Genomic DNA, 16921 nt, shown 5'->3' on the forward strand with positions numbered 1-16921 from the left:
CAGAAGCTGGGCATCGGTACGACCGAAACGCTGCGGAAGTGGGTGCGGCAGGACCAGGTCGACGCCGGCGTGCGCCCTGGCGTGACCACCGAGGAGTCGGCCGAGCTGAAGCGGTTGAAGAAGGAGAACGCCGAGCTCAAGCGGGCCAACGAGATCTTGAAAGCTGCGGCAAGTTTCTTCGCGGCCGAGCTCGACCGGCCACATACGCGCTCGTAGCCTTCATCGACGAGCACCGGGACCGCTTCGGCGGTGTCGAGCCGATCTGCCGCGTGCTGACAGAGTACGACTGCAAGATCGCCCCCTCCACCTATTACGCCCACCACAAACGTCGGACCGCGCCGTCGGCCAGGACCGTGCGGGACGGCGAGCTGAAGGCACTGATCCAGCGTGCCTACGACACCAACTACCGTGTCTACGGGGCGAGGAAGATCTGGCGTGAGCTGCACCGTCGAACGCCTGATGCGCGAGCTTGGCATCGCCGGAGCGGTCCGTGGCAAACGCGTGATCACCACGTTGCCCGGCGGGCAGGTCGAACGGGCCCCGGACCTGCTGGACCGCGACTTCGTCGCCGATGCCCCGAACCGCTGCTGGGTCGCGGACTTCACCCACGTGAAGACCTGGGCCGGGGTCGTCTACGTCGCCTTCGTGGTGGACACCTTCTCCCGCCGGATCGTCGGCTGGTCCGCGGCCACCGTGAAGGAGACGGTCTTCGTGTTGGACGCCCTGGAGATGGCGCTCTGGCAGCGCGATCGTGACCAACACCCCATCCGATCAGGAGAGTTGATCCATCATTCCGACGCCGGGTCGCAGTACACGAGTTTCCGGCTCGCCGAGCATCTGGACGCTGCCGGTATCGCCGCCTCGATCGGCTCGGTCGGCTCGGTCGGCGACGCTTACGACAATGCCCTGATGGAGAGCACGATCGGCCTGTTCAAGACCGAGCTGATCAAGCCCCGACGGCCATGGAAGACGCTGTCCGACGTCGAACTCGCCACCGCCGAGTACGTCGACTGGTACAACCACCGACGACTCCACGGTGAGATAGGCCACGTCCCACCCGTCGAATACGAGAACAACCACTACCGAGCAAGCACGAAACCTCAGGTCACAACCAACAATTGAGATCTCTACCGAACCCGGAACGGTTCACGGATCGGCGGTGTGGGCCGCGTTGCTTGAGACGATGTGAGGTTGTACGACTTCCTGCGATGGTCGGCGCTTCTCTCGGAGGCGTCGGAAGCGGCCTGTCCGGGGAATATGCCGACCGGGCCGTGCTCACGGCTTGCGACATCGTCTCAGGCTCCCACGCCTCGGGTGATCAGGCGAAGTTCCGGCTCGCGAACGCGGTGGTGATCGAGGCCGGTGACGTTCTGATGCCGCGTGTCGTCAGTGTGCGCGGCGGCCGGGTTCGGGTTGCTGACGATGCAAAGGAGAGCGTGGCCCTGCTGGGCACCGGTCTGATCGGGGGTGCACTCCTGCCATCGCACGCGGACGCGGACTCGGACTGAGCCCGCCGTCTGCTTACCGCACGCCCTCCCACAACACCCGCTCCTCCGCCCGTAGATCCTTCTGCGGCGTCGACTCCTCGGCGAAGACCATCGTCGTGCGGGTGGTTTCGTCGTACGCGGGCCAGCCGGGGTCGCCGGTGCGGGCGAAGGACACCCAGGCGGTGTGCATCGTGTCGGCGAGGGGCTGGGGTGGGTGGGGGCCGAGGAGCGGGGTGTACGTCGGGTCGGTGAGGCGGTCGAAGACGAAGGGGAGTTCCAGGGCGTGGCAGGCGCCGAGGCGGCCGTCGAACTGCGGGGAGCGCCAGGCGAATTCGTACAGGTGGGAGCCGGGGACGGATTCCGCGAGGCGGACGGCGGGGAGGCGGTAGAACCAGTCCGTGGCCACGGCGTCGAGGAGTTCACCCGGGGTGGCGGCGGGGCGGCCGGCGCGGTAGACGGGGAGGGCCTTGTCGGGGTCGAGGCCGAAGGCCGCCGTCATCGTGCGCAGACGGGACTCGGCGAAGGCGTCGAGGCGGTAGGTGGGCGCGAGGAAGAGGCGGTACTCCTCGCGGTTGGTGCCGATGAGGAGGTCGATGCCGCAGTCCGGGCCCGGGAGGGAGAGGTCGGGCAGGACCGGCTCGAAGGGCATCATGTTGAGCGTGGCCTCGCCCCAAAGGGCGGGATCGGGACGGGTGTTGAGTTCGGTTCGCAGGTCCGCCTGGGCGGTGAGCAGGTCGTCGAGGGGGACGGCGGCGAACGCGTCGGGGGTCGGTTCGACGCCGAGCTTCGCCGCCAGGTGGGCCGCGATCCGGGAGGCGGTGCCGGGGCGCAGGAAGTAGTGGCACGAGCCGCTCTGGAGGATGGCGCGGCGCACCAGGCCGCGCAGCTCGCCCGTGGCCAGCAGCGCGCCGATGCTCATGGCGCCGGCCGACTCCCCGAACACCGTCACCTGGTCCGGATCGCCGCCGAAGGAGGCGATGTTGGCGCGGACCCAGCGCAGGGCGGCCAGTTGGTCCAGCAGCCCGCGGTTGTCGGGCGCGCCGGGCAGGCGAAGGAAACCATCCGTGCCCAGACGGTAGTTGAGGGTCACGCAGACCACGCCGTCGCGCGCGAAGGCGCTGCCGTGGTAACCCGGCGCCGAACCCGAGCCGTTGGAGAACGCGCCGCCGTGCAGCCACACCATCACCGGCAGCCGGGCGCCCGGATCCGGCGCGGGCGTCCAGATGTTGAGGTTCAGGCACTCTTCGCCCGGGATGCTGTCCTCGGGGATCAGGGCGTCGAACGGCGGGGCGTACGGGGCGTGGGGTGCGGTCGGGCCGTAAGCGGTGGCGTCGCGTACGCCGGTCCAAGGCTGCGGTGGGGAAGGGGATTTGAAGCGGAGCTCGCCGAACGGCGGTGCCGCGTACGGGATTCCCAGGAAGGATGCCACGCCGTCCGCGCCGGTACGGCCCCGGACAGCGCCTTGCTCGGTCGTGCACACCGTCATGCCGACAGGACCTCCAGCAGCGCCGTCATGAACTCCTCGGGCTTCTCCAGGTGCACCGCGTGACCCGCGTCGGGTACGGCGACCTCCCGTACCGTACCGCCGTGCGCCGCGTAGCGGTCCAGGACGTGACGGGTCTGGGCCACCATCGGCTGGGCCGGGGTGCCGTCCCAGCCCGGTACCGCGCCGAGCGCGCCGAGGTGTGCCAGGTCGAACAGCGAGGTGTCCGACACGATCACGTCGTCCTCGCCGCGTATCCAGAGCACGGGCGGCTTGGGGTCGATCAGGTGCAGGGCGTCCAGGCGGAAGTACAGCGGGGAGAGGGAGTTGAGGACGCCCCGGGTGCCGGGGGCGGTGCCGGGCCAGGCGGGGGAAGCGGTGCTGTCGCCGGGGTAGTGGTCGTCGCCGGTGCGGGTGGTGAGCATGGAGTCGACGTACGCGTCCTCGTCCTCGGGGCGTGGGCGCCACGGCGGCTTGACGTATGTGCCGGCCAGGACCGAGCGGGGGGAGAGCGGGGAGTCCGCACCGCGGTCGCCCTCGGCGAGCCGCGCGACGAACCCCGCGTTGGCCGTACCGCCGCCCGAGCCCGCGCCGTCCTCGGAGTTGAGGGTGCCGTCGAGGCCGTGCGTGCCGCCGAAGCCGTAGGGCGAGACGGGGTTGACCAGAGTCACCGAGCGGACCGCCTCCGGGTGGTCGTTCAGGTACTGCAACGCCACGCCGCCGCCCATGGACCAGCCCACCAGATGGGCCCGTTCGATCCCGAGGGCGCACAGCAGGGCGTCCAGGTCGTCGGCGTGGTCACGCAGGCCGCGCGTCGCGTCGACCGGCAGCGGCTCGGTGCCGCCGAAGCCGCGCAGATCGGGGGCGAGGGGGCGGTAACGGTCGGGGAGGCGGGGGAGGACGGTGCGCCAGAAGGCGGCGGAGGAGACGTTGCCGTGCAGGAAGACGACGGGGTCGCCGTGGTCGCGTACGTCGGTGACGTGGAGGGTGAGGCGGTCGGTGGGGATGGGGCGGGTGCGGGGCGCTTCGGCGTGCTTTGGAGGGTTGTCGGTGTGGTCGAGCTCTGTGTGTCCGTGCCCCGTGTGGTCGCGCCCCATGGTGTGTCCCCCTATGCCCTTCGCGATGCTGCGCTGATGGGCGCACATGTTAGGCGGGCTATGTCGGGGGACGACATGTGTGCGTGCACCACATCGAGTGGCTGATGTGTGGGGTGACCTATGTGTGGGTTCGCCCTCCACTGGCCTTGCGCAGCACCCTGTGGCAGCATTCAATCCGTTCACGAAAACGATCACGCCGAGCCCGAACGGCCCCGGGCGCGGATCTCCCTGCCGGGTGTGTAAGGGGGTCCTCTCTTTACAGAGGAGGGCTCATGCAGGAGCGATGGACTGCCTACAGACAGGCCGTGGTGGACATCCGATTCGGGGAGCGGAACGTCGTACGGGTGTTGCCTTGCGCCACCGGCGTGACCGAGGGGCCGTACCCCGATCAGTCCGGCCGGACCATCCACGTCATCACCGCGTTCAACCCCCGTGGACGTGTCGTCACCCCCGAGGACAACGCGCGGGCTCACGCATCACTGTTGGCCGAACTCGGCCGTAGCCGACACACATGGTGGCCCGCCACAGGGGGCAGCCCCTGCGGCACCCACACCGAGGAGAGTGTGGCCGTCACCGGACTGACCGACGCCGAGGCCCGCGCCCTGGGACGCCGGTTCGGTCAGGACGCGGTGTTCGCGTGGAGCCCGGAGGCGTGGCGCCTGCTGGCGTGCTTCGAGGAGCGGAGCGAGGCGGCGGGGTGGCGGACGACCTCCGCGCCCGGCGGGAACCCCGCGCCCGGCGCGAGCCCCGCGTCCGCCGAGAACCCTGCGTCCGGCGACAGCCCTGCTCAGCGATAGTCCTCCGGGTGGGACCGCATCCAGGCATTGATCTTGTCCCGGGTGTCCAGCAGGAGCTTCTGGTGCTTCTCGAGATTGGGGAAGGACGTGTCCTTCCCCAACGTCCCGCGCAGCGTGTCCGTCCAGGCCAGAGGCGCGGCGAAGTGGCTCTTGCCCTGCGGGTCGGCCTTCATCGAGGCGGCGAGCTCCTCGAGGTTGTCGTGCACACGGGTGAGGAAGTACTCGCAGTTGTCCGGCGTCGTGCAGCCGTCGTTGTACGTCGCCCGGAGCACGGCGAGCGCGTCCCGGACCTCGGGTGTGGAGGAGATCGGCTGCGTCCGCGCGGACGTGGGAGACGGAGAGGGGGATGCCGAGGCGGTGTCGTGCCCCGCCGAGCAGCCAGTCAGCAGGACACCGGCCAGCAGCGCGGGCAGCAGCACCGGCAGCGCGCGGTACGAGACAGTGGTCGAGAACATGGGCATCCCCTGGGCGAGCGGCCCTCCGGGCCGACTGGACGCCGATCATCGCAGAGCCGTACGGGAGTTGGTGTCCGGGGGCGCCGCCATCCCACCGCTGCAAAAGCCGCCCGATCCCTTGACTCCACCCCCTACGAGGGTTTAACTCACGTCCTAAATTAAGCCATGAGGAGCCTTCGGGGGTCGAACGGGTGTCGGCTGTCGTGAGTGGTCCTCGGGGTCTCGACTCCCGGAAAGGGACTTCTGGAGCCATGCGCAGCATCCGAGCCGCGGCCACCGGCGCCGTCGTCATGTCTCTCGCCCTCGCGGCCACCGCGTGCGGAGGGGGTACGTCGGGCGGGGACGGCGCCGACGGGTCGTCCAAGACGCTGACTTACTGGGCCTCCAACCAGGGCGCGAGCATCGCCGTGGACAAGCAGGTCCTCCAGCCGGAGCTGGACAAGTTCGAGAAGCAGACCGGCATCAAGGTGAAGGTCGAGGTCGTTCCCTGGTCCGACCTGCTCAACCGCATTCTCACGGCGGCCACTTCGGGCCAGGGCCCCGACGTGCTCAACATCGGCAACACCTGGAGCGCCTCGCTCCAGGCCACCGGCGCGCTGCTGCCCTGGGACGCGAAGAACTTCGAGAAGATCGGCGGCCGCGACCGGTTCGTGGACTCCGCGCTCGGCTCCACCGGCGCCACGGGCAAGGACCCGGCGGCCGTACCGCTGTACTCGATGGCGTACGCGCTCTACTACAACAAGCAGATCTTCGCCGACGCGGGCATCGCCAAGCCCCCGGCCACCTGGGACGAGCTGGTCGCCGACGGGAAGAAGATCCAGGCGAAGGGCAAGTCCCCGCTGGGCGCGGAGGGTTCGAACGTCTCCGAGAACATCCACCACGTCTTCGTCTTCGCCAAGCAGCACGGCGGCGACTTCTTCACCGCCGACGGAAAGCCCGACTTCACCAACCCGAAGGTGGTCGACGCGGTCAAGCAGTATGTCGATCTGATGGCCAAGGACAAGGCCATCCCGGCCGGCAACGCCGAGTACGCGCAGAACCAGTCGGTCAGCGACTTCGCCAAGGGCAAGCAGGCCATGCTGCTCTGGCAGTCCGCCGCCGCCAACCTCAAGTCCCAGGGCATGAGCGACGACGCCTACGGAATCGCCCCCGTGCCCGTCCAGTCCGGCACCCCCGGCACCGGCACCCAGGTCAACTCCATGGTCGCGGGTATCAACCTCGCCATTTTCAAGGACAGTCACCACCTCGACGGCGCGACGCAGTTCGTGAAGTTCATGACCAGCGACAGCGAGCAGAAGATCCTCAACAAGGCCTACAGCTCCATCCCACCGGTCAAGGCCGCCCAGCAGGACCCCGCGTTCGACGCGCCCGCCACCGCCGTCCTCAAGAACACCCTCGCCACCAGCGCGACCGCACTGCCCCAGGTCGCCGACGAGTCGCAGTTCGAGACCGCCGTCGGCACCGCGGTCAAGGACCTGTTCGCGGACGCCGCCGCGGGCCGCGCCGTCACCACCGCCTCCGTCAAGGCCAAGCTGGAGAAGGCCCAGCAGCAGATGCCGGCGGCCTGACGACCATGACCACCACCGTTCTGAAGGAACCGGTGCGCGGCGACGCGCCCGGTGCCGCGCGGAGCCCGCGCCGCACCGGGCGCGTCCGGCGCGTGACCCTCCCGTATCTGCTCCTGCTCCCCGCGCTCGTCCTCGAACTCCTCGTCCATCTGGTGCCGATGGTCATGGGCGCGCTGATGAGCTTCCGGGAACTCACCCGGTTCCACATCCGCGACTGGTCCACCGCGCCCTGGACGGGACTGGACAACTACCGCGTGTCCGTGGACTTCGACGCCCCCGTGGGCAAGGCGCTGCTCCACTCGTTCGTCGTCACCGTCGGCTTCACGCTGCTGTCCGTCGCCCTGTGCTGGCTGATCGGCACGGCCGCCGCCGTCTTCATGCAGGACACCTTCCGGGGCCGCGGCCTGCTGCGCGCCCTGTTCCTGGTGCCGTACGCGCTGCCCGTCTACGCGGCCGTCATCACCTGGGTGTTCATGTTCCAGCACGACAACGGCCTGGTGAACCACGTCCTGCATGACCAGCTCCACCTCACCGGCCAGCGTTCCTTCTGGCTGCTCGGCGACAACAGCTTCTACGCCCTGCTCACCGTCTCGGTGTGGAAGGGCTGGCCCTTCGCCTTCCTGATCGTGATGGCGGGGCTCCAGAACATCCCGGGCGAGCTGTACGAGGCCGCCGCGCTGGACGGCGCCGGGATGTGGCGGCAGATCCGCCACATCACGCTCCCGGCGCTGCGGCCCGTCAACCAGGTACTCGTCCTGGTGCTGTTCCTCTGGACGTTCAACGACTTCAACACGCCCTTCGTGCTGTTCGGCCGGAGCGCCCCCGAGGCGGCGGACCTGATCTCGGTGCACATCTACCAAACGACCTTCCTCACCTGGGACTTCGGCACCGGCTCCGCCATGTCCGTCCTGCTGCTGCTCTTCCTGCTGGTCGTGACCGGCGGCTATCTGCTGTTCACCTCGCGCGGACGGAGGGGCGCCGATGTCTGAGACGCCGACCATGTCCAAGGCCGTCCAAGGGCCGTTGGGCAAGCCGATGCCCAAGTCGCCCCTGTCGCGGCCCCGTTCGTTCCTGTGGTCCCGCCGGATCTTCCTCACCCTGCTCACCGGCTTCGTCCTGCTGCCCGTCTATGTGATGGTCTCCAGCTCGCTGAAGCCGCTCGCCGACGTGACGGGTGAATTCCGCTGGCTGCCCAGTGAGTTGACGATCCGGCCGTACATCGACATCTGGTCCACGATCCCGCTCGCCCGCTACTTCGTGAACTCGCTGATCGTCGCGGGCGCTGCCACCGTCTGCTCGGTCGTCATCGCGGTCTTCGCGGCCTACGGCGTCAGCCGCTACGAGTTCCGCGGCAAGCGCGTCTTCATGGTGACCGTGCTGTCCACCCAGATGTTCCCCGGCATCCTCTTCCTGCTCCCGTTGTTCCTGCTCTACGTCAACATCGGGAACGCCACCGGAATCGCCCTGTTCGGCTCGCGCGGCGGACTGATCCTCACGTATCTGACCTTCTCGCTGCCGTTCTCTATCTGGATGCTGATCGGGTACTTCGACTCCGTGCCCCGCGACCTCGACGAGGCCGCACTGGTGGACGGCTGCGGGCCGCTCGGCGCGCTGTTCAGGGTTGTCGTGCCCGCCGCCGTGCCCGGCATCGTCGCCGTCGCCGTCTACGCCTTCATGACCGCCTGGGGCGAGGTCCTCTTCGCCTCCGTCATGACCAACGACACCACCCGCACGCTCGCCGTCGGCCTCCAGGGCTACTCCACCCTCTACAACGTCTACTGGAACCAGATCATGGCGGCCTCCCTGGTGGTGAGCGTGCCCGTGGTCGCGGGCTTCCTGCTGCTCCAGCGCTACCTCGTCGCCGGACTGACCGCGGGCGCCGTCAAGTGACCAACACCCCCCACCGTGAAGGGACTTCCGTGTCCGAACCCATCGACCTCGCCGCCCTCCCGAACGACTTCCTGTGGGGCACCGCCACGGCGGCCTACCAGATCGAGGGCGCCGTCGCCGAGGACGGCCGCGCACCGTCGATCTGGGACACCTTCTCCCACACACCCGGGAAGACCGCGGGCGGCGACACCGGCGACATCGCCTGCGACCACTACCACCGCTGGCCCGAGGACCTCGCGCTGATGCGCCAACTCGGCGTCAACTCATACCGGTTGTCCGTCGCCTGGCCGCGCGTGATGCCCGGCGGCGACGGCCCGGTCACCGCCAAGGGGCTCGCCTTCTACGACCGGCTGGTCGACGCCCTGCTGGAGGCGGGCATCACACCCTCGGTCACCCTCTACCACTGGGACCTGCCGCAGGCCCTCCAGGACCGGGGCGGCTGGCCCGAGCGCGACACCGCGCACGCCCTCGCCGAGTACGCCTCCGTCGTCGCCGAACGCCTCGGCGACCGCGTGAAGTTGTGGGCCACGCTCAACGAACCCCTGTGCTCCGCCTGGATCGGCCATCTGGAGGGCACGATGGCCCCCGGCTGGACCGACCTCACGGCCGCCGTCCGCGCCTCCTACCACCTGCTCCTCGGTCACGGGCTCGCCGCCCAGGCCGTACGCGCCGCCGCGCCCGATGCCGAGGTCGGCATCGTCAACAACCTCTCCACCGTCCACCCCGCCACCGACAGCCCCGAGGACGCGGCCGCCGCCCGCCGCCAGGACGGCCACGTCAACCGCTGGTGGCTCGACCCCGTGCACGGCCGGGGCTTCCCCGCCGACATGCGCGAGCTCTACGGCGTCGAACTCCCCGAAAAGCCAGGCGACTTGGAGACCATCGCCGCGCCGCTCGACTGGATCGGCCTCAACTACTACTTCCCGGCGTACGTCATCGACGACCCGCAGGGGCCCGTCCCGCACGCCCGCGCCGTACGCCGCGAGGGCATCTCCCGCACCGGTATGGACTGGGAGATCGAACCCAAGGGCATCGAGGCCCTGTTGCTGCGCCTCACCGAGGACTACGGCGCCCACAGGATCTTCGTCACGGAGAACGGCTCCTCCTTCCCCGACACGGTCGGCCCCGACGGCACGGTCCACGACCCCGAGCGCCGGGCCTACCTGGAGTCCCACCTCGCCGCCTGCGCCTCCGCCGCCCGCAAGGGCGCCCCGCTCGCCGGGTACTTCGCCTGGTCCCTCCTCGACAACTTCGAGTGGGCCTACGGCTACGCCAAGCGGTTCGGGCTCATCCACGTGGACTACGAGACACAGCGGCGGACGGTGAAGAGCAGCGGACGGCGGTACGCGGAGATCGTGGACGCGCACCGGAAGCTCGCCACCGGCTGAGACGCGCGCCGGGCCGGGTCCGCAGTGCCGGACCCGGCCCGGGGCCGTCGGATGTGCGCGAGCGCCGCCCCTCAGGTGCGCGCGAGCAGGGATTCCCAGGCCGCCGCCGTGGCCGGGTGGCGATCGGCCAACACCGAGGCCGAAGCGGCCGAGGTGGCCGAAGTGGCAGTGGGAGCCGTACCGCCCGGCTCGGCCCAGTCGCCGTCGCAGCCCAGCAGCTCCGCCACGGCGTCGCAGGTCGCCGGATGCGCGGCCAGCAGCGCGGCGCCCCGCTCGGCCGGGGCGTCGGTGGCCGTCCAGCAGTCCGTCCAGCCGTCCGTGCAGCCCAGCAGCTCCGCGAGCGCGTCGCAGGTCGCGGGGTGCGCGGGGAGTAGGGCCACGCCACGCGGAGCCCGCCGTTCCGGGCGTACCGGGGCCGGTGCCTCGGCCAGCCACGGCGGCGTCCACGCGTCCAGTGCCGCCAGCCGGGCCGGGAAGATCCGGGCGGCCTCCCGGATCAGCAGCGGCGCCAGCTCGCCCGCCTGGGAGCGGAGCGTGGTGATCAGCAGCGGCAGCCACGGCAGCAGCACCGTGTCCGGCAGCCGGCCGAAGGCGTTGGAGACGGCCTCCACCACCACGTCCGCGAGGCCCGGTACCGGCTCCAGGGCGTGCACGAAGCCGCTCAGGTAGCGCGGATAGGCGGACACCACCAGCGGGTTGTCCAGCAACTCGACGCATCGCGCCCGCAGTTCGGCGCGCGGCAGCGTGCCGAGGTGCACCTGCGCCGCCCACAGCAGCGCCGTCTTCGCCGGGTCCTCGGGGTGCGACTGGGCCACCGCCAGTTCGAGCTGGGCCCGGTCGCAGCCCAGCGACAGCGCCAGGCTCTCCATGCTGAACAGGAACCCGAGCATCGCCGCGACCTGCCCGACCGTCGCCTCCTCGTCGCGGAACGCCGTCGGCAGCAGCGTGCAGTAGTGCGCGTACCCCGCCTTCGCGAAGGACTCGATCCAGGGCGGCAGCACCGGCGCGTGGGTGCGGTAGTACGCCAGCAGCCTCCGCACCCGGCGCAGCACCTCCGGCGCCCCGTCCACCGTGCGCTCGGTGGCCAGCACCTTCAGCGCGTGGGTGCCGAGTTCGTCGGCGAGACGCCCGCCGCCCAGATACAGCGTCGCGTCCTCGACCGCCGCCAGGACGGTCGCGGCCGTCGCCTGCGGGCCGTACGCCTCGCGCCGCAGCCGCTGCTCCAGGACCTGTTCCAGGCTGACGCCCTCGTAACCCAGCTCGATCAGGGACCGTTGGTGGGTGCCGATGGCGAGGTCCCAGGACTCCTGGAGGGAACGCTCACCGAGCTTGCGCTCACCCATGATCGGACGGGCCGCGCCGTGCGGCAGCAGGCGGCGCAGCATCCACAACACGTCTGAGCAGGCCGCCAGTTCGGGATGCGACACGATGTCGAGCAACGCCCGCTGTACGCCGCGCTGTTGGAGTTTCAGCCCCAGGGGTGCCAGTCGGTCGTGCACGTCCCGGGCCAGCGGCGGCAGGGCGTCGTAGCCGACCTGGCCGATCCGGTCGCCGCCCAGCATGATCTCGACCAGGTGCCGTACGTCCCGTCGGCCGGGTACGGCGTCCTTCTCGATGCAGGTGACCGCCGCGTCCTGGAAGTCGTACGGCGTCGGCTTCGCGCGGTCGCGCATCCCGGCCAGCAGGATCGACGTCTCGAAGACGGCGATGGCGTCGGCGGTGGAGGCCAGATAGCCGTTGCGCCGGGCAGCGCGGACGATGTCCACGGACCAGCCGAGCAGCTCCGCCTCGTCCAATGTGTCCAGTACGGGCGCCTGTTGAAGGAAGCCGGTGAGGCGGTCCGGAGTGGGGGCCGACGAAGGCGCGAGTGCCTTCGCCGGAGCCGCCGCCTTCTTCGGGGCGCCCTTCTGCCCCGCCAGCCGGTACGGCCGTATCCGCGAGCGCTTCAGGCCCTTGGTCCACTCCGTGGCGGCGATCGACACCGAGCCCGCGGCGAGGCCGAACTGCGCCTCGATGGCCGCGTGGCTGGACGGGATCAGGCCGTACTGCCAAGTCGTCGCCGTACGTGGGGAGATGGTGAACGTGTCAGTGCCCTCGACGCCGAACTCGTCCACCCGGCTGGCCGCGTGGAACGCCCCGCACACGTACAGGCAGTCCGCCGGGTCGGCGCCCGATGCCGCCAGGTGCTCGCGCATCCGGGTCCACATGTACCGCTCGCGGTCCTCGTCCACCCGCACCCGGCCCTCGTCACCGGGGGCGAGCCGCCGGAAGAGGCTGCCGATGAGGAACATGGCCTGGCGGTAGGTGTCGTGGTCGCTGCCCGCGAGCGGGACCTCGACGTACTGGTGCCACCACTCCGACCAGTGCCGCACCCGGCCGTGCCGCAGCAGATGCTCCTCCAGCTCGGCGAAGCGCGGGCGCAGGTCGCCGATCTCCACGCCGACGGCCTCGCCGTGGAGCTGAGCCTCCTCGGGCGCCTCGTCATCGGTGGCGGACTCCGGCGCCGTACGGTCCGTGTCCCACTGGTACACATGGTCGGCCGAACGGTCCACGAGGACCAGTTCCACGCCCGGAGTGTCCAGGGCGTACGCGACGGCCTGGTACTCGGCGGACGCCTCGGTGATCGGCGCGACCACCGACAGCGGCGCCCACTCGGCGGGGAAGCCGTCGACCTTGCCCGCGAACGCCTGCACGGCCACCGGCAGACGGCAGTTGCGCAGCTCGCTCAGCAGCGGGGCCATGTCCTCGCACAGCTCCAGGTACACGACCTTGGGCTGCTTCTCGCGCAGTCTGCGGGCCATGGCGAGCGCGGAGGCGGGGGAGTGGTGGCAGACCGGGAAGATCTCCAGCGGTTCGCGGACCGCCCGGTCCACGTCGTCCACCATGCCGAGGAGGATGCCCTCCAGGGCGTCGGGGCCGCCCGCGAACTCGGTGGCCGCCCGCTGGAGTTGTCCGCGCAGCGCGCCGAACGCGCCTTCCGGGGTGCCGTTCGTGACGGCGTCGTCCCCGCTCACGACAGGGTGGCGATCGCGTCGCGGCCGCCCTCGAGGAACTCCGGCCAGGAGCCGCCCTCCTCCTTGCTGCGCGGCTCGACCACGCCGTGCAGGTACTTGTTGAGGATGGCCAGGTCCTCCGGCTCGCGCCGGGTGAGGGAGCCGATCAGCGACGAGGCGAGCGTACGGGCGGTGAGCGTGTGCTCCCCGAAGAAGTTGCTGTGCAGCACGGCGTCTTCAAGGACACCGATCTGCTCGGCCGTCGAGAGCGCCGACTCCAGCTTCTCGTCGTCGCTGCCGGCCGAGGCGGCCGACGCGCGCAGGTCGGCGAAGCTCTGGAGCAGCACGTCGAGCAGGGTCGGCGGCACGTCCAGGTCGATCGAGTGGCGCCGCAGCAGTTCCTCGGTGCGGAAGCGGACGATCTCCGCCTCGCTCTTCTTGTTGGTCACCACCGGAATCCGCACGAAGTTGAAGCGGCGCTTCAGCGCGGATGACAGGTCGTTGACGCCCCGGTCGCGGCTGTTGGCCGTGGCGATGATCGAGAAGCCGGGCTTGGCGAACACGATGTTGTCGCTCTCCAGCTCGGGCACCGATATGTACTTCTCCGACAGGATCGAGATCAGCGCGTCCTGCACGTCGCTGGTGGAACGGGTCAGCTCCTCGAAGCGGCCGATCGCGCCGCCCTCCATCGCCGTCATGATCGGGGAGGGGATCATCGACTCCCGGGACTGGCCCTTGGCGATCACCATGGAGACGTTCCAGGAGTACTTGATGTGGTCCTCGGTGGTGCCGGCCGTGCCCTGCACCACCAGCGTGGAGTTGCGGGAGATCGCGGCGGACAGCAGCTCCGCCAGCCAGCTCTTGCCGGTGCCCGGGTCGCCGATCAGCAGCAGACCCCGGTCGGAGGCGAGGGTCACGATGGACCGCTCCACGAAACTGCGGTCGCCGAACCACTTCTGCGAGATCTCCCGGTCGAGCCCGTCGGCCCGCTCGGAGCCGAGGATGAACAGCCGGACCATCTTGGGCGACAGCCGCCACGAGAACGGCTTGGGGTTGTCGTCGACGGACTCGAGCCAGTCGAGCTCCTCGGCGTACTTGATCTCGGCGGGGGCGCGCAGCAGGTCGGACATGGGTGAAGTGCCTTTCGGTACAGGGGGATCAGAGGGGAAGGGCAAGAGCCGCCACTTGGGCCCCGTGATCAGGTGAGGAACGTCTTGAGTTCGTGCACGAGCTTCTTGATGTGGCCGGAGATCACCGGCGTGCCCAGGTCCTTGAACCGCTCCCGGAACCACGGGTTGACGCTGCCGCGCCCGGAACTGGTCACCGAGCCGACGGGGATGAACTTCGCGCCCGAGCGGTGCACGGCGGCGAAGCTGTCGTACAGCTCCTGGCAGCGCCACTCGTAGAAGTCGGATATCCAGACCACGACGGTGTTGCGCGGCTCCGCGATCTTCGGCTGGGCGAGCGCCATGGCCACGGTGCCGTCCGTGCCGCCGCCGAGCTTGGTGCGCAGCAGCGTCTCGAACGGGTCGTGGGACCAGGGGGTGAGGTCCAGCGCCTGGGTGTCGTAGGCGATCAGATGGACGTCGACCTTCGGCAGCCCGGCGAAGATGGACGCCAGGATGGTGCAGTTGACCATCGAGTCGACCATGGAGCCGGACTGGTCCACCACGACGATCAGCCGCTGGGGCGTCGTCTTGCGGCTGGTGTGCCGGTAGTAGAGGCGGTCGACGTAGAGCCGCTCCTCCTCCGGGCTCCAGTTGGTGAGGTTCTTCCAGATGGTGCGGTCCAGATCGAGGTTGCGGAACACCCGCTTGGGCGGCACGGAGCGGTCGAGTTCACCGGCCGTGGCCTTCTCGACCTGGGTGCGCAGCACCTGCGCGACCTCGTCGACGTACCGCTTGATCAGCGACTTCGCGTTCGCCAGGGCCACGCCGGAGAGGTTGTCCTTGTCGCGCAGCAGCTGCTCGACCAGCGACATGCTCGGCGTCAGCCGGGCCGCCAGCCGCGGGTCGGCCAGTACCTCGCGCAGCCGCATCCGCTGGACGAGACCGGCCTCGATGGCGCCGAGTTCCGGACCGATCTCCGGAATGAGCCGACTGAGGTCGGGGGTGGGCGCGCCGTAGCCGGTGCCGGTGTTCCCTGCCGCACGGCCCCCGCTCCTGCTCCCGGCCTTGCCGCCGCGCAGCTCGCCCGGCTCGCAGCCGAACGCCCGCTCCAGCCAGTCGGCGTCGGCCTGCCAGCGGGCCAGCTGTCCGGCGGTGACCTCGCCGGGGCGGGAGGCGAACACGTTCAGCAGCAGCTTGGAGGCGAGCGCGGCGCGCCGTACCTCGGCGGACCGGTCACGGGTGCCGTCCGGGTCCGGCTCGGGCGCCATCAGCCCGTCCAGCTCGGCGGCCAGCTCCGGGTGGCGCTGGACGACGGAGTCCACGGAGGCGTCCGGGTCGAGCAGCGCGGGCGGCAGGCCGATGTCCTCGACCACGGCGAGGGACGCGGACTCGAGACCGGGCTGCTCCTCGGGGTCGAAGAGGCGGGCGAGCAGGCGCCAGTAGAGGACCTGGCGGCGGTTCTCCTGGGGGTCGGGGGCGGCGGGGCCGGTGCCGACGGGCCCGGTGTCGGCGGGGGCGCCGTGGCCGGTGCCGGGGGTGAGGTCCCGGGCGGTCTCCTGGGTCATTTCCGCAGCAGCCTTCCCGCCCGCTCGCGCAGCACGGTCACGGCGTCTGTGGCCGCCTTCTCCGCCCGCACCCCGGCCTTGTCGGTCGTACCCCCGGCCCACGCACCCGCGTGCACCGCGACCGCCTTCTTCCGTACGGTCCGCTCCACCGCGAGCGGCTGGAGCAGGAACTCCCCGGCGTCCCAGCGCAGCAGCCCCAGACAGGCGGACGACGCGGCGACGACCTCCGGGGTGAGCGGCCCGGCGGCCGGGACGCGGTCGGCGTCGACCCGCAGCCGGCACCCGGTGACGTCGAAGGCGACGCCCTCGGTCTCGTCCACCGCGTACCCCTCCACCAGGACCGGCACCGCGATCCGCGTCGGATGCCGGTCGAGCGGAGCGGTCGGGAAGGCGGAGGCGGCGGGCAGCGCCACCCGGGCCGTGGTGAACGGCTCGGCGGGCTCCCCGGCACGGGCCCGCGCGTCGTCCCACAGCAGGTCGCCCTCGCCGGTGACCGGCATGGCGTCGAGGTCCATCGCCCGGCCCTCGCCCAGGGCCGCGAGCAGCGACATGTGCGGGCGCAGCAGCTGCCACAGACCGGCGCCGACGACCGAGTCGGGCTTCGGCGCGGACACCGAGGCCCGCACCAGCCGGGCCGCGCCACCGTCGGTGGGTTCGAACACCGCGTGCACCTGCGCCTGTACGGCGGTGGCGTGCTCCTGCACGTCGACGCCGAGCGGTAGCAGCCGCCCTGTCACCGCGGTCACCGCCGGGGTGCCGAGCGCGCCCGGCACGGTCAGCAGCAGCGCCCGCGACCACAGGTCGGCCCAGCGCCGCTCCGGAACCCGCTCCAGGGTGGCGCCGGGGCAGGAGGCGGCGAGTTCGGCGGCGAAACCGTCGAGCAGCGCGGCGAGCCGGCGCAGCGCCGGGTCGGGCAGCATCGCGGAGACCACGGGGGCGGCTCCGCCGACGAGTTCGTGGTCGATGCCCTGCCACCCGGCCCGCGCCAGGTCGCTCAGCCAACTGCGGGCGGCGAGCAGGAGGTTGACGGGCTGCCCGGCGCCCGCCGGTGCGCGCTCGTCGTCGCCGCTCGCGCGCCCGACGGCCTCC

14 protein-coding genes and 2 pseudogenes are annotated in these 16921 nt (G+C 70.7%); 9 read left to right on the top strand and 7 right to left on the bottom strand.

All coding sequences use genetic code 11. The annotated features are described in order from the left end of the window. The 4 genes and pseudogenes from GTW40_RS33005 to GTW40_RS07370 all read left to right on the top strand — a co-directional run. A pseudogene (locus GTW40_RS33005) lies at nucleotides 1–216 on the top strand (IS3 family transposase); the annotation flags it as partial. A gap of 137 nt (nucleotides 217–353) precedes the next feature. After that, nucleotides 354–412 (top strand): annotated as a pseudogene (locus tag GTW40_RS33685) (hypothetical protein); the annotation flags it as partial. A 23-nt stretch (nucleotides 413–435) separates the two neighbouring features. After that, nucleotides 436–1122: an IS3 family transposase gene (locus GTW40_RS33015; RefSeq protein ID WP_343245629.1), complete on the top strand. Its 687-nt coding sequence runs from the start codon at nucleotides 436–438 to the stop codon at nucleotides 1120–1122. Nucleotides 1123–1208: 86 nt separating this feature from the next. Next, nucleotides 1209–1508 (top strand): hypothetical protein, encoded by a 300-nt coding sequence (locus GTW40_RS07370; RefSeq protein WP_161179350.1) that lies wholly within the window; start codon nucleotides 1209–1211, stop codon nucleotides 1506–1508. Nucleotides 1509–1521: 13 nt separating this feature from the next. Here the strand turns inward: GTW40_RS07370 and GTW40_RS07375 are convergent, their stop codons facing one another. Both GTW40_RS07375 and GTW40_RS07380 read right to left on the bottom strand, forming a co-directional pair. Beyond that, entirely contained in the window at nucleotides 1522–2973 is a 1452-nt protein-coding gene (locus GTW40_RS07375; RefSeq protein ID WP_161179351.1) for a carboxylesterase family protein, read from the bottom strand. Then, complete coding sequence (locus GTW40_RS07380) at nucleotides 2970–4115, bottom strand: alpha/beta hydrolase (protein ID WP_237525382.1); 1146 nt, start codon at nucleotides 4113–4115, stop codon at nucleotides 2970–2972. The genes GTW40_RS07375 and GTW40_RS07380 overlap by 4 nt, the downstream gene beginning before the upstream one ends. Nucleotides 4116–4372: 257 nt before the next feature. On the opposite strand from GTW40_RS07380, the gene GTW40_RS07385 reads away from it, so the two are divergent. Next, on the top strand, nucleotides 4373–4864 hold the full coding sequence (locus GTW40_RS07385; RefSeq protein ID WP_161179352.1) for a DUF3293 domain-containing protein: 492 nt from the start codon (nucleotides 4373–4375) through the stop codon (nucleotides 4862–4864). Here the strand turns inward: GTW40_RS07385 and GTW40_RS07390 are convergent. Further along, complete coding sequence (locus GTW40_RS07390; protein ID WP_161179353.1) at nucleotides 4855–5319, bottom strand: hypothetical protein; 465 nt, start codon at nucleotides 5317–5319, stop codon at nucleotides 4855–4857. The two genes, GTW40_RS07385 and GTW40_RS07390, sit on opposite strands and share 10 nt — an antisense overlap. A gap of 251 nt (nucleotides 5320–5570) precedes the next feature. Between GTW40_RS07390 and GTW40_RS07395 the strand changes: the two genes are divergently transcribed. From GTW40_RS07395 to GTW40_RS07410, 4 genes are all read left to right on the top strand, one after another. Beyond that, nucleotides 5571–6887 (top strand): sugar ABC transporter substrate-binding protein, encoded by a 1317-nt coding sequence (locus GTW40_RS07395; protein WP_161179354.1) that lies wholly within the window; start codon nucleotides 5571–5573, stop codon nucleotides 6885–6887. Between the two features lie 5 nt (nucleotides 6888–6892). Beyond that, nucleotides 6893–7876, top strand: a complete 984-nt coding sequence (locus GTW40_RS07400; RefSeq protein WP_161179355.1) for a sugar ABC transporter permease — start codon at nucleotides 6893–6895, stop codon at nucleotides 7874–7876. A 61-nt stretch (nucleotides 7877–7937) separates the two neighbouring features. Next, nucleotides 7938–8777 (top strand): carbohydrate ABC transporter permease, encoded by an 840-nt coding sequence (locus GTW40_RS07405; RefSeq protein ID WP_161179362.1) that lies wholly within the window; start codon nucleotides 7938–7940, stop codon nucleotides 8775–8777. A gap of 29 nt (nucleotides 8778–8806) precedes the next feature. Next, on the top strand, nucleotides 8807–10165 hold the full coding sequence (locus GTW40_RS07410) for a GH1 family beta-glucosidase (protein ID WP_161179356.1): 1359 nt from the start codon (nucleotides 8807–8809) through the stop codon (nucleotides 10163–10165). 71 nt (nucleotides 10166–10236) lie between these two features. Here the strand turns inward: GTW40_RS07410 and GTW40_RS07415 are convergent, their stop codons facing one another. The 4 genes from GTW40_RS07415 to GTW40_RS07430 all read right to left on the bottom strand — a co-directional run. Next, on the bottom strand, nucleotides 10237–13179 hold the full coding sequence (locus tag GTW40_RS07415) for a DUF5682 family protein (RefSeq protein WP_161179357.1): 2943 nt from the start codon (nucleotides 13177–13179) through the stop codon (nucleotides 10237–10239). Further along, the gene (locus GTW40_RS07420; protein ID WP_161179358.1) at nucleotides 13176–14288 is read right to left on the bottom strand and encodes an AAA family ATPase; all 1113 of its coding nucleotides are present in this window, start codon (nucleotides 14286–14288) and stop codon (nucleotides 13176–13178) included. Before GTW40_RS07420 ends, GTW40_RS07415 begins: the two co-directional genes overlap by 4 nt. Nucleotides 14289–14356: 68 nt before the next feature. Further along, complete coding sequence (locus tag GTW40_RS07425) at nucleotides 14357–15832, bottom strand: VWA domain-containing protein (protein ID WP_161179359.1); 1476 nt, start codon at nucleotides 15830–15832, stop codon at nucleotides 14357–14359. Continuing rightward, nucleotides 15829–16921: hypothetical protein (locus GTW40_RS07430; RefSeq protein WP_161179360.1), on the bottom strand; the 1093-nt coding region annotated here is incomplete at its 5' end. The genes GTW40_RS07430 and GTW40_RS07425, both read right to left, overlap by 4 nt.

This window comes from Streptomyces sp. SID4985, assembly GCF_009863025.1.
Taxonomy (GTDB): domain Bacteria; phylum Actinomycetota; class Actinomycetes; order Streptomycetales; family Streptomycetaceae; genus Streptomyces.

Excerpts from the sequence above, each read along its gene's own strand:
- GTW40_RS07370 (WP_161179350.1), top strand. The coding sequence starts at position 1,209 with ATGGTCGGCGCTTCTCTCGGAGGCGTCGGAAGCGGCCTGTCCGGGGAA.
- GTW40_RS07375 (WP_161179351.1), bottom strand. The coding sequence starts at position 2,973 with ATGACGGTGTGCACGACCGAGCAAGGCGCTGTCCGGGGCCGTACCGGC.
- GTW40_RS07380 (WP_237525382.1), bottom strand. The coding sequence starts at position 4,115 with ATGTGCGCCCATCAGCGCAGCATCGCGAAGGGCATAGGGGGACACACC.
- GTW40_RS07390 (WP_161179353.1), bottom strand. The coding sequence starts at position 5,319 with ATGTTCTCGACCACTGTCTCGTACCGCGCGCTGCCGGTGCTGCTGCCC.
- GTW40_RS07395 (WP_161179354.1), top strand. The coding sequence starts at position 5,571 with ATGCGCAGCATCCGAGCCGCGGCCACCGGCGCCGTCGTCATGTCTCTC.
- GTW40_RS07400 (WP_161179355.1), top strand. The coding sequence starts at position 6,893 with ATGACCACCACCGTTCTGAAGGAACCGGTGCGCGGCGACGCGCCCGGT.
- GTW40_RS07420 (WP_161179358.1), bottom strand. The coding sequence starts at position 14,288 with ATGTCCGACCTGCTGCGCGCCCCCGCCGAGATCAAGTACGCCGAGGAG.
- GTW40_RS07425 (WP_161179359.1), bottom strand. The coding sequence starts at position 15,832 with ATGACCCAGGAGACCGCCCGGGACCTCACCCCCGGCACCGGCCACGGC.